General features: G+C 70.6%; 12 protein-coding genes. 4 read left to right on the forward strand and 8 right to left on the reverse strand.

What is annotated here, in order from left to right:
- Positions 1–51 precede the first annotated feature (51 nt).
- Together Q8791_RS29625 and Q8791_RS29630 are read right to left on the reverse strand one after the other, a co-directional pair.
- Positions 52–1443 (reverse strand): VTT domain-containing protein, encoded by a 1392-nt coding sequence (locus Q8791_RS29625; RefSeq protein WP_330095149.1) that lies wholly within the window; start codon positions 1441–1443, stop codon positions 52–54.
- 180 nt (positions 1444–1623) lie between these two features.
- On the reverse strand, positions 1624–2364 hold the full coding sequence (locus Q8791_RS29630) for a class I SAM-dependent methyltransferase (protein WP_330095150.1): 741 nt from the start codon (positions 2362–2364) through the stop codon (positions 1624–1626).
- Positions 2365–2641: 277 nt separating this feature from the next.
- On the opposite strand from Q8791_RS29630, the gene Q8791_RS29635 reads away from it, so the two are divergent.
- From Q8791_RS29635 to Q8791_RS29650, 4 genes are all read left to right on the forward strand, one after another.
- Positions 2642–3151 (forward strand): pyridoxamine 5'-phosphate oxidase family protein, encoded by a 510-nt coding sequence (locus Q8791_RS29635; protein WP_330095151.1) that lies wholly within the window; start codon positions 2642–2644, stop codon positions 3149–3151.
- A complete protein-coding gene (tdh, locus tag Q8791_RS29640) occupies positions 3148–4194 on the forward strand; it encodes an L-threonine 3-dehydrogenase (RefSeq protein WP_330095152.1) in 1047 nt (348 codons plus the stop codon). The genes Q8791_RS29635 and tdh overlap by 4 nt, the downstream gene beginning before the upstream one ends.
- 21 nt (positions 4195–4215) lie before the next feature.
- Positions 4216–5220 (forward strand): GNAT family N-acetyltransferase, encoded by a 1005-nt coding sequence (locus tag Q8791_RS29645; RefSeq protein ID WP_330095153.1) that lies wholly within the window; start codon positions 4216–4218, stop codon positions 5218–5220.
- A 157-nt stretch (positions 5221–5377) separates the two neighbouring features.
- On the forward strand, positions 5378–6067 hold the full coding sequence (locus Q8791_RS29650) for a GntR family transcriptional regulator (RefSeq protein WP_330095154.1): 690 nt from the start codon (positions 5378–5380) through the stop codon (positions 6065–6067).
- Positions 6068–6137: 70 nt separating this feature from the next.
- Here the strand turns inward: Q8791_RS29650 and Q8791_RS29655 are convergent, their stop codons facing one another.
- The 6 genes from Q8791_RS29655 to Q8791_RS29680 form a co-directional block, all read right to left on the reverse strand.
- Positions 6138–7013 carry a carbohydrate ABC transporter permease gene (locus Q8791_RS29655; RefSeq protein ID WP_330095155.1) on the reverse strand — a complete coding sequence of 292 codons (876 nt, stop codon included), beginning with the start codon at positions 7011–7013 and terminating at the stop codon, positions 6138–6140.
- Positions 7013–7918: a carbohydrate ABC transporter permease gene (locus Q8791_RS29660; protein WP_330095156.1), complete on the reverse strand. Its 906-nt coding sequence runs from the start codon at positions 7916–7918 to the stop codon at positions 7013–7015. Before Q8791_RS29660 ends, Q8791_RS29655 begins: the two co-directional genes overlap by 1 nt.
- A 3-nt stretch (positions 7919–7921) precedes the next feature.
- A complete protein-coding gene (locus tag Q8791_RS29665; RefSeq protein ID WP_330095157.1) occupies positions 7922–9205 on the reverse strand; it encodes an ABC transporter substrate-binding protein in 1284 nt (427 codons plus the stop codon).
- A gap of 130 nt (positions 9206–9335) precedes the next feature.
- Entirely contained in the window at positions 9336–11333 is a 1998-nt protein-coding gene (locus Q8791_RS29670; RefSeq protein WP_330095158.1) for an alpha-amylase family protein, read from the reverse strand.
- Complete coding sequence (locus tag Q8791_RS29675) at positions 11330–13456, reverse strand: alpha-amylase family protein (protein WP_330095159.1); 2127 nt, start codon at positions 13454–13456, stop codon at positions 11330–11332. Before Q8791_RS29675 ends, Q8791_RS29670 begins: the two co-directional genes overlap by 4 nt.
- A gap of 145 nt (positions 13457–13601) precedes the next feature.
- Positions 13602–14564, reverse strand: a 963-nt coding sequence (locus tag Q8791_RS29680; RefSeq protein ID WP_330095160.1) for a 2-hydroxy-3-oxopropionate reductase, incomplete at its 5' end; no start/stop codon positions are given.

Here is a 14564-nt window from a genome sequence, read left to right on the forward strand (position 1 = left end):
TCGGGCGCCGCGGTCGACGGGGCGGCTCCGTCGGAGGCGGCCACGCCTCGTTCACGTGCTCGGCGGTGTGCGCGGAGGGGCCGTGTCCGGAGCGGACGGGCGCGCCCAGGGGGCGGCCGAGGTCAACAGGATGGCGGACAGCAGCGCGCCGAGGGTCCAACCCCCCAGAACGTCGGTGACCCACACCGCACCGAGATAGGCCGCCACGGCACCGGCGGCGCCGACCCAGAGTACGGCCGCGGTCCAGTAGGCCACCGCTCGGGCCCAGCTGCGCGCCCGCCCGCTCGCGAGGAAGGCCAGGACCCCGGCGACGGCGGTGGTGGCCGCGATGCCCGGCGCGGGGAACGAACCGGTCCCCGGAACCGCTGCCAGAGCGTAGGCCGCCGGGGGCCCTGAACGCCCGACCAGGACCGACACCGACAGCGCGCTCCCCACCGCGCCGCCCCAGGCGGACACGGTCAGGACCAGGTTCCGGGCACGCCCCCGCACCAGAAGGGCACCGGTGACGGCCAGGGCCAGGGCGCCCCACGCCCCGGCGAGACGGTGCACCGGTACGACGACCGCGGTGAGGGTGTCGTCCCGGTGCCCGGCCAACCAGCGCAGGATCGGCAGATCTCCGCGAACGGCCTCCTCCCCGACGATCACGTCCTGGAGCACCGCGCCGAAGAGCCACCCGCCCGCCACGATGAGGGCCAGCCCGGTGGTCAGCTGCAGACCCAGCACCGTGTGCGGCTCGAACCTTCGACTCAGCCACCGCGCCTGGCGGTCGTACCGCGCCAGTGCGGCCCTGACGCCGGGGCGCGAAGCCTGCCGCCGCGCCCAGTCGCGCACCCGTCGGGGGTGGCGTGCGACCCAGCGTGCGGCGACGACCAGCACGGCCAGGGCGATGACCGCGACGACCACGAGGAACACCGCCGGGCCGAAGACGCGCTCCACGCGGCGCCAGGAGCCTCCTGCGAAGTACCCGACCGCGGTGACGACGACCGCCCACGTCGTCCCGCCCAGGGCGTTCCACACCAGGAACCGCCGGTAGCCCATGCCGGTGGCCCCGACCAGGGCTGGGATCAGGGCGCGGCCGAAGCCGACCCACCGGCCCAGGAACACCGAGCCGCCTCCGTAGCGGACGATGAACCCCTCGGCGCGCTCCCAGCGCGCGGGTCCGACCAGGCGTCCGAGCCGACTGCTCCTCAATCGCGGCCCCAGGCGTCGCCCCACCCCGAAACCGATCGAGTCCCCGACCAGTGCTCCGGCGACCCCGCACACCGCCACCGCGACGGGGTCGACGTGGCCCAGACCCGCGAGAACGCCGGCGATCAGGAGCCCGGTCTCCCCGGGGACGACGAACCCCGCGAAAACCGCGGCCTCGGCGCAGGGCAGGAGGAAGGCGACGAGGTACACGATCCAGTCGGGCACGCCGAAGAGCCACCCCTCGAGAACGCTCACCCGCCTCACCCTAGAACCGCGTCCGGCGAACCCGGAGGAGGTGCGGCCGTGTCCGCGAAAGGCCCGGGGCGGCGTCGTCGAGGACCACCGGGTGGGTGACCGGCTCGCGCGCCGTCCACCGCCGTGACGCGGTCCGCCCGCCGGTGCCGCGGTCGGGCCCGGGGCTCCGGGCGCAGGCCCTCACCCCTGTCGTGACAAGGCTTCGGGACGTCCGGCCTCCAGGATGACCGCGTGCGGCCGGTCCAGGTAGGGGCGCCAGAACTCGACCCCCAACGCCTGCTCCCCTGCGGGGGCCACACGGTGGGGGACGGACCGGACGGCGTCGAACCCGGCGTCGGACAGCGCCCGGTCGAGGGTGTGCCTGGTCCAGAACCGGGCGGCGATCTCCTCGGAGCCCATGTGCAGAACGATCCGTGAGGCATCGGCGAGTGGGTCCTGGAACGTCAACCCGAATCCGTAGGGGCTGTAGTAGCCGGGTCTGGTACTGAGGTCCGGGTTGGCGGGGAGCGCGATGAGCCGACCGCCCGGCTTCAAGGCGGTGAACGCCTGGGCGCACAGGGCGTCGAGCGCGCCGCGGTCTGTGGCGTAGGGCATGACGTAGACCGACAGCACGAGGTCGAAGAGCCCGGCGAACTCGTCGGCGAGGGGGGCCTGGACATAGCTGATGCCCAGGGGGCGGTCGCGTTCCGCGCCGCGGGCGTGCTCCAGCATGCCCGGTGAGACGTCGGTCCCGACCACGCGCGCCGCTCCCGACCTCGCCAGCGTCCGACTGTGGAGGCCGGTCCCGCAGCCCAGGTCGAGGACGGACAGCCCGGCCGCCTCCCCCACGGCGCCGGCGATGCTGGGAAGTTCGAGATAGCGACGGAAAGGCGTCTGGGCGAAGTCGTCGTAGATGGTGCCGAAGGCGTCGAACTGGGCCATGGCGGTCTCCTTCAGAACCCGCCGGTCCACGGTGGCGGCGGGAAGCGGAATTCCCTGTCTCAACAGCGACTGTACGACAGGCACCAGAACCGGACGGCGCTTCTGATATTCATTTTCGTTACCCAGGATAAATCCTTGTCCCCTTGCAACGAATGAGGAGTATGTCTCCTCATGATAAAAGAGCGAACTCCTTGCGGCGATGTCTGGAAAACATGGGAGGAATCTCGTTTGCCCCCCTTGCCCTTGGGCATACCGACCGGACCTGACGGAGAGAAAGATGTCGAATTCACAGAAACTTCTCGAGAGAAGCAATTCTCTCATCGAGAACGCCCGATTCATGACGCTCGCGACCCAGGACCCCGAGGGCGCCTGGGCGTCGACCGTCAACTACGTACCGCTTCGCGAACCCCTGCGCCTTCTCTGGTACTCCCTCCGCAAGGCGCGGCACTCACAGAACATCCACGCCCGCCCGATGGTCTCCGGGTCGATCTTCATGACCGGTCTCCCCGGTTTCGGATTGGACGGGGCGCAGTTCACCGGAATGGCTTCTCCGGTGACTGGAGATGACCTCGAAGAGGTCGCAGAGTTCTACTATCACCGCAACTTCCCCGACGAGGAGACCCGCCGGAACTGGCGGCTCCCCCTCACCGAATTCGAGGGGGACGGCGCCCGGAGGTTCTATTTCGTCGAGATCCGGTCCTGGTGGCTGCTCGACATCGACCAGTGGCTCGTGGACATGAACGACCAGCGCATCGCGGTCCCGCTCGCACCGCTGGCCCGGGCATGAACAACGAGATTCCCGAGACCATGTCCGCCCTGTTCAAGCCCGGACCGGTGGCCGGCCTCCAGCTGATCGAGACGCCGGTTCCGCGCCCCGGGGACGACGACGTGCTCATCCGCGTCCTCCTGACCGGGCTCTGCGGAACGGACCTGCACATCGCCGCCTGGGACGACTGGGCCCGGAGGTCGGTTCGCACACCGCTGATCCCCGGCCATGAGTGCGTCGGGCAGATCGTCGAGGTCGGCATCGGTGTCACCGAGCTGCGCGAGGGCCAGTTCGTCGGAGTCGAGGGCCACCTGACCTGCGGGCGCTGCCAGCAGTGCAGGGCCGGGGCCCGCCACCTGTGCCTGAGGAACACCAATCTCGGCGTGCACACCGACGGGGTCTTCGCCCAGTACGTCGCGGTCCCCGCCGCCAACGTGTGGGTGCACGGGAAGGGCGTGCCGTTGGAGGTCGCCTCGATCTTCGACCCCCTGGGCAACGCCGTGCACGCGGCCACGACCCACCCCATCAGCGGCCTGTCCGTCCTGATCACCGGTGCGGGGCCCATCGGGCTGATGGCCGCCCAGATCTGTGCGCGCATGGGCGCGAGATCGGTGGTCATCACCGATATCAGCTCCTTCCGTCTCGGGTTGGCCGAGCACATCGACGTGACTCCCGCGGCCGCGCCCCAGTCGGGTCCCGACGAACTGCGCACGGTGGGGGACACACCGCTGGGCTTCGACATCGGCCTGGAGATGTCGGGCGCGCCCGAAGCGCTCCAGACCATGCTCGACGCCGTCAGCCCCGGCGGGCGGATCGTGGCGTTGGGCCTGCCGTCCCGGGACACCCCCGTGGACTGGGCCGACATCTCCACCCGGATGCTCAACATCCAGGGAGTGAGCGGTCGCCGCATCCCCGAGACCTGGCGCAGCGTCGCCGCCCTGGTCGCCAACGGGCTCGACCCCTCCTTCGTCATCACCCACAAGTTCCGCTATGACCAGTACGACGAGGCCTTCGCCACCGCGGCCGGCGGGCAAGCGGGCAAAGTGCTGTTGGACTGGGCATAGTGCGCCGAGGAGAACAGCGACATGCCCCTGCACGTGACGATCGACTCCGACATCGACCGGTTGGACACCGGTGCGTGGCAACAGCTGGTCCGGGCGACCGGCGCCCCGGTGTTCTACTCCCCCGTGTTCCTGCGCGCGTTCGACGCCTTCCCGCTGCACTCCGTCGAGCGCAGCGCCCACATCCTCGTCCGCGACGGGACGGGAGCGGCACACGCGGTGCTGCCGGTCTACCTCCAGCAGGGGGTGGATCCGATGGGCGCGCTGGCGGCCAACCGGCCCGAGGTCCTGGACCGCCCCATACTCCTGAGCCACGTGTGGCACTGCTACGAGACGGTCGTCCCGGCTCTGAGCGCCGACGCCGCGCACCTCGCCCTGGGGGCGATGCGCGACCTCGCGGAGGAGTGGGGGGCCGCGTTGCACGGTGTCGCCAACGTGGGTGCGGACAGCGACGAAGCGGAGCTGCTCGGTTCCACCGGCTTGACGGGCACGTACCTCGACCAGAGCTGGAGCATGGACATCTCCGGCCTGGACGGCTTCGAGTCCTATCTCATGGCATTGGAGGGCAAGCCCCGCAGGGAGCTCCGCCGAGCCGTGCGCAGAGCGGAGGAGGCCGGCGTCGAGATCCGGGTGCTCGCGGTGGAGGACGCCGACCTGGACGGATTCGTCTCGCTGGCCCGCGGCACCGCGGGGTCCAAGCACGACAACGCGGACTACTACCTTCCCGGCGTGTTCCAGGGGTTCCTCGCCTCGCTGGGGTCCTGCGCCCGCGTCACCGAGCTGCGTATCGAAGGGCGGCTGGTCGGGGCGCTGGTGAGCCTGGTCGACGGCACCCGTTACCACCTGTGGACCATCGGCGCGGACTACGGGGCCTGCGAGGGGTTCAGCCCGACCTACATCCTGTTCGGCCAGGCCCTGAAGGAGGCCTTCGACGAAGGCAAGCCGACAGTGACCGCGGGGAGGCGCAACGGCTGGTTCAAGACCCGCTACGGCCTCCGCCCCACGGACCTGCAGATCTTCCTCCCGTGAGCAGCGGGCACCGCAGGGCCGCCGTCGGACGGACAGGGACGGGGGAAGTGTGCGGGGGGTCACAGGCCTGGATTCAGGGCTCGCGACCAGCTGTTCTACCGGTGTACTGGTCTAACAGATGTATGTGTCAGAGACTCGCCTGTGGCACCATGAGTACGTGAATCGACAGGCCAACTTCACCCTCGCACCCTCGTCCCTGACCGACGAGCTCTACCAGTCACTGCGCCGCCGCATCGTCAACGGAGAGATCGCGGCCGGTGAGAAGCTCACCGAACACCGCATCGCCACGGAGTACGACGTCGCGCGCCCGACCGCCAAGGCGTGCCTCGAACGGCTCACCGTGCTCGGCCTGCTCCGCCGTTCCGCCCACAAGACGGCGGTCGTCCCCGACTTCCACGCGGACGAGATCCACGATCTCTTCTTCAGCCGGGGCACGGTCGAGAGCGCGGCGGTCACCGTGCTGGCGGCCGAAGGGCTGGTGCCCGCCGAGGCCGCCGAGGCGCAGGTGCTCATCGAGGCCGCGGCCCGGGACGGCGACTTCGAGCGGCAGGTCGGCGCCGACATCGCCTTCCACACCGCGCTGGTGTCCGGCGCCGGCAGCGAGCGGCTGAGCCGGATGCACGAGCTGATCATGGGTGAGGTGCACCTGACGATGGGCCGGTTCCAGGCGCACCGGGCTGCTCAGGGCACCACCGTGGCCCACGAGCACGCCACCATCCTCGCTGGCATCGAGGCCCGGGACCCCGACACGGCGCGCCTGCGCCTGTCGGAGCACCTCGACCACGCGCGCGACCGCCTCCTGACGGGGCTGGAGACCAGCGCACAGGAGACGGCCGCGGGCGAGTAGTCCGGGCCGGCACGGGCCCAGGACGGGTCGGAACCGGCGCGGACACGCCGGGACCGGTTTCCGACCCGCCTCACTTGAGGCCGCTGGTGACCATGCCGCGGATCAGGTACCGCTGCGCGAAGACGAAGAACAGGATGACCGGCAGCAGGGAGACCAGGGACATCGCGAACAGCATCCCGATCCCCTGCTGGCTCTCCGAGCTCACCATCGCGCTGAGCGCGACCGGCACGGTGTACATGTCCGTCGACGTCAGGTAGATGAGCGGCGTGAAGAAGTCGTTCCACGTCCAGATGAACGTGAAGATGGTCGTGGTCACCAGGGCGGGGCGCATGAGCGGGAGGATCACGTGCCAGAAGACCCGGAAGGGGCCCGCTCCGTCGATCGCCGCCGCACGGTCGAGGTCGCGCGGGATGCCCCTGATGAACTGCACCATCAGGAAGATGAAGAACGCGTCGGTGGCGAGCAGCTTGGGGATCAGCAGCGGCAGGTAGGTGTCCACCCATCCCAGCTGGGCGAAGAAGATGTACTGCGGGATGATCAGCACGTGCATCGGCAGCATGACCGACACGAGCGTGATCCCGAAGAAGACGCGGCGGGACCTGAACTCCAGCCTGGCGAGCGCGTAGGCGGCCAGTGAGCAGGAGAAGAGGTTGCCGAGGATCGATCCCACGGTGACGACGAGGGAGTTGAGGAAGAACATCGAGAAGGGCCGGTTGAGGGCGTGCCAGCCCTCCCGGAAGTTCTCGAAGGTGACCTCGGTGGGGATGAGCCCCGGTTCGGTCAGGATGAGGTGCGCGGGCTTGAAGGCACTGACGACCATCCAGACCAGCGGGTAGATCATCACGATCAGGAAGAGCAGCAGGGCGCCGTGCTTGAGCATCGCGCTCCGTGTGCGGCGGCGTCTGCGGGGGCCGCGTGCGCCCACGACCGGTGCGGCGTCGATCATCAGTCGTCTCCGTAGAAGACCCAGTACTTGGACAGGAAGAAGTGGACCGCTGTCACGGCGCCGATGACCAGCAGCAGGACCCAGGCCAGCGCGGAGGCGTAGCCCATGTCGAAGGCCTTGAACCCCTGTTGGTACACGTAGAGCGTGTAGAAGAGGGTGGAGTCGACCGGGCCGCCGGTGCCGCCGCTGATCACGTGGGCCTGGGTGAAGGTCTGGAAGGCCCCGATGGTCTGCAGGATGAGGTTGAAGAAGATGATCGGGGTGAGGATCGGGACGGTGATGTGCCAGAACTGCCTGACACGTGAGGCCCCGTCCACGCGGGCCGCCTCGTAGTACTCCTCGGGGATCTGCCGCAGGCCGGCGAGGAAGATGACCATCGGCGATCCGAAGGTCCACACGTTGAGCACGATGAGGGTGGAGAGTGCCGTGGACGGGTTCTGGAGCCAGCTCTGCCCCTCGATCCCGATCAGCGCCAGGGCGTCGTTGATCAGGCCGTGGTGTCCGAACACCTCCCGCCAGAGGACGGCGATCGCGACGCTCGCGCCCAGGAGCGAGGGGAGGTAGAAGGCGCCGCGGTAGAAGGACAGCCCCCGCACCCCGCGGTCCAGCAGGACCGCGAGGAGGAGCGCGAACATCAGCTGGAGCGGGACGGAGACGAGCACGTACCGGGCGGTGACGGAGGACGACGCCCAGAACCGCTCGTCGCCGAGCATGCGTTCGAAGTTGTCGAACCCGGTGAAGTTCGGTGTGCTGAGGATGTTGTAGTCGGTGAACGCCAGGTAGAGCGAGGCTGCGAGCGGGATGGCCGTGACCAGGCACAGGCCCAGCAGCCACGGGGTGAGGAAGACGTAGGCGGCGCGGCCCTGCCGCCGGTCGGCGGTGGGACGCTTGACTGAGGGGGCCACGCCCTACGCCCCCTGGTCGATGCCGGCCTGGATCTCGGCGATGAGCGATTCCGCCACCTCCGAGACGGCGCCGTTGCCCAGGGCGACGTTCTCCGACGCGCGCGACAGGGCCTCCCGCCACGTTCCCGTCCCGGGCGGAGCCTCGTACCGGGGCCGCTGCTCCTCGGCCCGGTCGGCCTCCACCACGGTCAGCATCTCCGTCTCGTCCTCGGAGGCGAACTCGTAGGACTCCGCGAGGACGCGGGGGTTGGGGGGCGCCCCCATGGTGAGGCCGACGGTACGCAGGAAGTCCGCGTTGTTGACGCTGAAGTCGATGAGCCGGCCCGCCGCCTCGACCTTGTCGTCGTCGATGCCCTGGTAGACGGCCAGCCGGGGGTAGTAGAGGAAGCGGTGGCCGTCGGCCGCGTCGTCGCCGACGGGCACGGACCGGAGCCGGTACTTCCACTCGGGGAACATCGTGGCTTCGTCGATGATGTGGTTGGAGCTGCCGAAGTTGAGCAGGACGCTGTCACCGATCGTGGAGAAGTCGGGCTGCATGCCCTCCTGCTCTCCCAGGCTCAGCACGGCGCCCTCGTCGAGGAGCTTGCGCCACCACTCGAACCAGTCGCCGAGCGCCTCGGCGTCGAATCCGACGGTGCCGTCCTCGGTCCAGAGGTCCTGGCCGCGCTGGCGCAGCCAGGCCTCGAAGCCCATGTCCTGGTCGGGGGTGTAGCTCGCGCCCTTGCGGCCCGCCGCGTTGCCCGCGCTGTAGTCGACGAGGAACTCGGCGAGGTCGTCCCACGTCCAGTCCTCCCCGGGCATCTCCCCGCCCTCCTCCTCCAGGAAGGTCTCGTTGTGGCGGACGACGGGGACGAAGACGCCGTGGGGCATGGTCACGAGCTCGCCGCCGAGGGAGAACGAGGCGATGTCCTCGTCGGCGAAGTCGGAGAGGTCGAGGGTGGGGATGTCGTCGAGCTTGCGGTACAGTCCGTTCGCCTCGTACGTCATGACCTGGGGAGAGGCGACCCAGAAGATGTCGGCGACGTTGCGGGCCGCCATCTGCGTGGTCATGCGCTCCTGGAAGGCGGTGTACTCGGCGAACTCCGGGTCGATCGTGATGTCCGGGTTCGCCTCCTGGAACTCCTCCAGAGCCCGGGTGTAGGTCTGCTGGCGGACGGTGTTGCCCCACCAGGCGTACCGGAGGGCGGAACCGGATCTACTGCCGCCGCAGCCGGACAGGAGCGCGGACGCCCCCATCGCGCCCACGCCGGTCAACGCTAGAAAAGCGCGCCGATCGAAGTGTCTCATCACATTCCCTTCGCTGCGGGGGAAGTCACCCCGGTGAGTGTGCAGCCTCACAGGACATGTTTCCGACATGGATCTAGTCTGTCAATAATCCATGAATACTTGTTTTACAATGTTACCGGCCGTTGATGCGTCAGGGCCTGACCAGCACCTCGAAGAGGTCGATGCGGGGCAGCACGACCTCCCCGTCCCCGGCCAGCCCGGTCTCGGAGCGCAGGGCGAACGACGGCTGGTCCGACCACCACGGCACCCTCAGGCGGCGCCCCTCCACCGGCAGCGGCGCACGGAACCCCTGGGGCACCTCGCCGGAGTGGTTGATCAGGTGGACCACTCCCCCGGCCGCAGAGGCGCCCAGCACCACCTCGACCTGCTCGGGGAGGTCGGTGTCGACCCGCACGGGACCGCTCGCCGTGCGCAGGGCCGTCTCGACGAACACGTCCCTGTGCCCGCTCAGGCCCACCTGGTGGTACGCGCGGCCCGGCGTCCAGGGCAGGACGGCGACCCGGCCCCGCCCGTGGGCGCGCCACAGCGACCCGGGCAGGTCGAGGGCCAGGTGGCCGTGGCACTTCTCGGGAGGTCCGTAGGGAGCGCGGGACAGCACCGGCAGGTCCGTCTCCGCGTCGGGCACTGCCTCGACCACGTGGAAGGCCCCCAGGACGGGAAGGTCGCCCCCGCGTCGCGCGCCGTCCCGCCCGGGGCGCCGCAGGTGGAGCGAGCGTACGGACTCGACGGTGTCCCGGACGGCCGTCCGGCGCAGCACCGGGGAGCCCTCCAGCTGGAAGGCGTCCCCCTCGAACCCGCTCTCGCCCGTGGCGAGCACACCGCCCCCTCCGGAGACGAAGCGTTCCAGGGCCCCGACCGCCTCGGCGTCCAACGCCCCCAGGTCGGGGAGGACGACCAGTCCGTAGTCGCCCAGGCGGCCCTGGGCGTCGACGTCCGGGAGGCGGGGCTCCGGCAGGACGTCGAACGGGATGTGCCGTTCGAGGAGCGCCGTGTACAGCCCCCGGAACTCGTGCGTGGCCTCCTCCAGCCGCTCGGGGGCGAGTTTGAGCGGGTCGGGCCGCACGAGGAGGGTGCGGGCGGCCGGCACGAGGTCGCGGTAGACCTCGTCGTGGTCCCGGTGGAAGCGGGTCACCTCCCCGGCCACGTCGAGGCACTCGTAGGTGACGTCGTCGGGGGTGCCCATGATGTACGTGGAGGGGTTGGCGCCCCGTGAGACGGCCTGGACCAGGTACTGGGCGAAGTGGTGGGGCTCCTCCCCGGCCAGGCGGTAGGGCATGTCGACGAAACCCACGGCGTTGGTGAGCACCGGGACCCGCGGCCGGTACGTCCGGGCGGCGCTGACGTGTTCGGCGGTCCGGTGGTGCCACAGGGTGCGGCCGACGGCGTTGTTGGCCTCGTGGAAGACGATGTCCGCCCGGTCCCCGAGGATCAGCGGCGCCTCCGGCCGGCGCGCGCTGACGTGGGCGCGCACGCGGGCGGTCAGGTCGTCGAGCACGGTCGCCGTGAACCGCTTCCACACGGGGTAGGTGGGAGATCCGGGGCCGGTGGGCAGCTCGGTGCCGGGCGCGAAGTCCGCGAAGGCGCGCCGGCAGGGCAGGCAGTGGCAGGTGCCCCGGTGGACCCCGCTGTAGTCGACCTCGTTGAAGGACATCCAGTTGAAGAAGAACCCGTCGACGGCGTACCGGTCCAGTACCTCGTCGACCACCTCGAAGAGGCGGTGCTGGTAGTAGTCGCCGCTGGGGCACACGCTGGTCAGGCCGTTGTACACCTGCTGTGTGCCGTCGGCGCCGGTGAAGCACCACTCCGGGTGGCGCTCGGCGCGGCGGTGGTCGACCTTGGAGAAGTCCATGCGGGCCAGGACCCGCACCCCCCGCTCCCCCGCCGCCGCCACCGCGTCGCCCACGAGGTCGCCGGAGGGGCGTGCGGCCAGGGCGGGGTTGCGGGTCTGGAAATCCAGGTCGGTGGGGTGGTTGGAGATGATGCCGCCGACGCTGAGGAGCCAGGCCTGCGCGCCGAACTCCTCCAGGTAGTCGAGGACCCGCCCGACGTCCAGGCCGGCGTCGATCTCCCTCAGGTTCGTCTGGAACATCTGGAACGGCCGCTGCCACCAGAGGTCGTGTCCTGTCACGCCTGCTCACCCCGGATCCACGTGAACCGGACGGTCTCCAGGAGGTCCGCGGAGCCCACGGTGACCTCGGCACGGCCCTCGCGGACCCGCACCGGGACGTCGGCGTCCGCGACGAGAAGGCGGGCGTGCGCGCCGACCGCGCCCTCGGGCAGGGCGATCGAGACCTCCTGCTCGGGGAGCGGAAGGATCTCGCGCATGGGCCCCTTGAGTGCCATGGGGTTGGTGAGGTTGACGATGACCACCGCAACCGACTCGGGGTTCTCCCACACCGCGAGGTCGACCAGGCCGCGCCCGCGTACCCGGACCCGCTCGGGTGCGCCGAGGGCCCAGCGGACGGCGTTCGCGACGAGGGTCCCGTGGTCGGGCTGGAGCGCCTCCCAGAACAGCGCGCCGAGGTTGAAGGGGACGTAGACCGAGCGGCCCCCGGAGGGGAGGTCCCGGGCGATGAGGGCGGGGCTGCCCAGCTCCTCCCGCGGATACACCTCCTCCATCGGCAGGTCGGGGTAGTCGGGCACGAACCGGAAGGGCACGTCGGTCCCGGGGCGGGCGGTCACGCCGATGAGCTCGGTGCCCCCGATGATCCGCTGCGCGCCGTCGAAACCGGCGTTGGTGGGGTGGTCCCCGACGAGGGCGACGTAGTTGTTCTTCACGGGACCGCGCACCGGCATGGCCAGGTCCGCGCCGAACACGTCGGCGAGTCCGAAGTTGGCGCGGGGGGTGCCGTACTCGTCGTCCAGGGAGGACCTGTGGGCGGCGACGACGCTCCCCCCGGACTCGGCGAAGGCCTGGACGGTCCGGCACTGCTCCTGGCTCAACCGCTCCGCGTCGGGCAGGACGAGCACCGTGAACCGGTGGAGCTCCTCCACGGTCAGGTTCTGCTCCGCGACGATCTCGAAGGGGATGCGGGCCTCGACCAGGGCGTGGTAGAAGCCGTCCTCGTGCGCGCGCGTCCCGGTCCCCGCGGGCTCCGAGCCCGTCTCCAGGAGCGCCACGTCCGCCGTGACCGTGCGGGCGGCGAGTTCGGGCTCCAGGCGCTCGTGGAGCGCGAAGGCGTCGGCGACGGGCCGCACCCACCGGCGGTCGGGGACCATGCCGTTGAACTTGGTGAACCACGGGAACGCGCCCTGGGCGAAGCCGTCGACGATCCACATGGTCGTCTCGGCGCCCGGCGACACCGAGTCCTTCCAGCGGTGCTGGTGGTCCTCGGGGCCGATGGAGGTGATGAGGCCGACCGGTCTGTCCCGGAACACCGCCCGGCTCCGCTTGCCGTTGCGGCCGGCCGACCACGGGGCCTCGACCCCGGAGCGGCCCTGCTTGTCGATGAGGAAGAAGGGGAAGTGCCTGGCCAGCATGTCGCGGTCGAGGTCGCGCGCGGCGATGCTGCCCAGGTTGGGGATGAACCGGGCGTGCGGGCGGATGTCGCGCACGGCCCGGTCCCACAGGCTCACGAGTTCGCTCAGCTTGCGTCGGCGCCACACCACGTACGCCCGCCAGGCGGGGTCGGAGGAGTCCCCCTCGCGGCGCGGCAGGTCGAACCCGGTCTCGTCACGGAAGCTGCGCAGCGCCGCCTCGCTGTGGGAGATGCCGTGGCCCTGCCAGCGGTTGGCGAAGACGGCGTCCACGTCGTAGCGGGTGACGATCTCCCGGGCGACCTCGGTGATGAACTCGCGGTTGTACGGGCCGAACGGGCAGGTCAGCCAGATGTCGGGGTAGCCCCAGTGTTCCACCGGGCGTCCGTCGGCGGTGCGGGCCAGCCATTCGGGGTGTGCGCGGGCGGCGTCCGCGTGGACGGCGTGGGGGTCCACCCGCGCCATGACGTGCATGTCGAGGCTCCGCGCTCCGTCGACGAGGGTGCCGAAGGGGTCGGTGTCACCGAGGTGGGCGCTGCGGTAGTGGTGCGGGATGTCGGTCGGGTAGAAGGCGACGTAGCCTCCGGCGCTGATACAGGCCGCGTTGGACCTGGTCTCGCGCATGACGTCGATCCAGAAGTCGGGGTCGAAGCGCCCGGGGTCGTTCTCCGTCAGCGTGAGCTGTGTCCACCGTGTCGCACCCAGATGCCAGTCGGACGTGCGCGGCGCGCTGGCCGCGGCCCCGGGTCCGCTCTCCGTCACACCCTGTGCCATGTGGCTGGTCCTCTCGTCGGCGTGGCCGCCGCGGGCCCCGGTCCGCTTTCCGCACCGGTGGCGCCCCGCGACGGCGGCGGCCAGTATAGGCACATTGTCAGTCAAGATTTCAAGACTGACAATGCACTCGAGAGGGCGGGCCCGATCAGTCGGCGGCCTCCACCTCCCGACCGGACAGCCGCTCCACCTGCAACAACAGCGCCGAGTGGTCCAGGGACCCGTAGCCCTGGGCGCTCAGCGAACCCATCAGGGTCGCCGTGAGCGCCCCGAGGGGGATGGCCACCCCGGCTTCGCGGGCCGCGGCCGTCACGATCCCCAGGTCCTTGTGGTGCAGGTCGACCCTGAACCCGGGGGCGAAGTCGCGCGCGAGCATCGAGGCGGCCTTGCGGTCCAGGACCGTGCTCCCGGCCAGCCCGCCCGCGAGCACGCGTACCGCTCCCTCCCGGTCGACCCCGTGGGCGTCGAGGAAGACCAGCGCCTCGGAGACGAGTTCGATCACCCCCGCGACGATCAGCTGGTTGGAGGCCTTGACGGTCTGGCCGGCCCCGGCCGCCCCCACGTGGACCACGGTCGCGCCGAGCGCGTCCAGCACGGGACCCGCCAGGGCGAAGTCCTCCGGCTCGCCCCCGACCATGATCGAGAGCTTCGCCTCGACGGCCCCCTGCTCACCCCCGCTGACCGGTGCGTCCAGGACCCGGACCCCCCTGGCCCCGCCGGCTTCGGCCACGGAACGGGCCACGTCGGGGCGGATGGTGCTCATGTCGATGAGCAGCGCACCGGACCGCATGTGCTCCAGGGCCCCGTCGGCGCCCAGGACCACGGCCTCCACGTCCGGGGAGTCGGGCAGCATCGTGATGACGGCGTCGGCTCCCGTCACCGCATCGGCCACCGACGGCGCGGCGCGCCCGCCCGCGGCCACCAGCGCCTCCCTCTTGCCGGCGCTGCGGTTGTATCCCACCACGTCGAACCCCGCACGGACGAGGTTGGCCGCCATGGGGGCGCCCATGACTCCGAGGCCGATGAAAGCGATCGTTCGTACACTCACTGCAAGCTCCTGGGTCGTGTCATCGGTGTCGGCGGGCCGTCCGGCCCGCCGGGGTGTCGCGGG

The sequence above is a fragment of the Nocardiopsis codii genome, assembly GCF_036327455.1.
Taxonomy (GTDB): Bacteria; Actinomycetota; Actinomycetes; order Streptosporangiales; family Streptosporangiaceae; genus Nocardiopsis; species Nocardiopsis codii.

What these genes read in the sequence shown, in the direction of transcription:
- tdh (WP_330095152.1), top strand. Translation starts at nt 3,148, where the DNA reads ATGAACAACGAGATTCCCGAGACCATGTCCGCCCTGTTCAAGCCCGGA.
- Q8791_RS29675 (WP_330095159.1), bottom strand. Translation starts at nt 13,456, where the DNA reads ATGGCACAGGGTGTGACGGAGAGCGGACCCGGGGCCGCGGCCAGCGCG.
- Q8791_RS29665 (WP_330095157.1), bottom strand. Translation starts at nt 9,205, where the DNA reads ATGAGACACTTCGATCGGCGCGCTTTTCTAGCGTTGACCGGCGTGGGC.
- Q8791_RS29630 (WP_330095150.1), bottom strand. Translation starts at nt 2,364, where the DNA reads ATGGCCCAGTTCGACGCCTTCGGCACCATCTACGACGACTTCGCCCAG.
- Q8791_RS29645 (WP_330095153.1), top strand. Translation starts at nt 4,216, where the DNA reads ATGCCCCTGCACGTGACGATCGACTCCGACATCGACCGGTTGGACACC.
- Q8791_RS29655 (WP_330095155.1), bottom strand. Translation starts at nt 7,013, where the DNA reads ATGATCGACGCCGCACCGGTCGTGGGCGCACGCGGCCCCCGCAGACGC.
- Q8791_RS29635 (WP_330095151.1), top strand. Translation starts at nt 2,642, where the DNA reads ATGTCGAATTCACAGAAACTTCTCGAGAGAAGCAATTCTCTCATCGAG.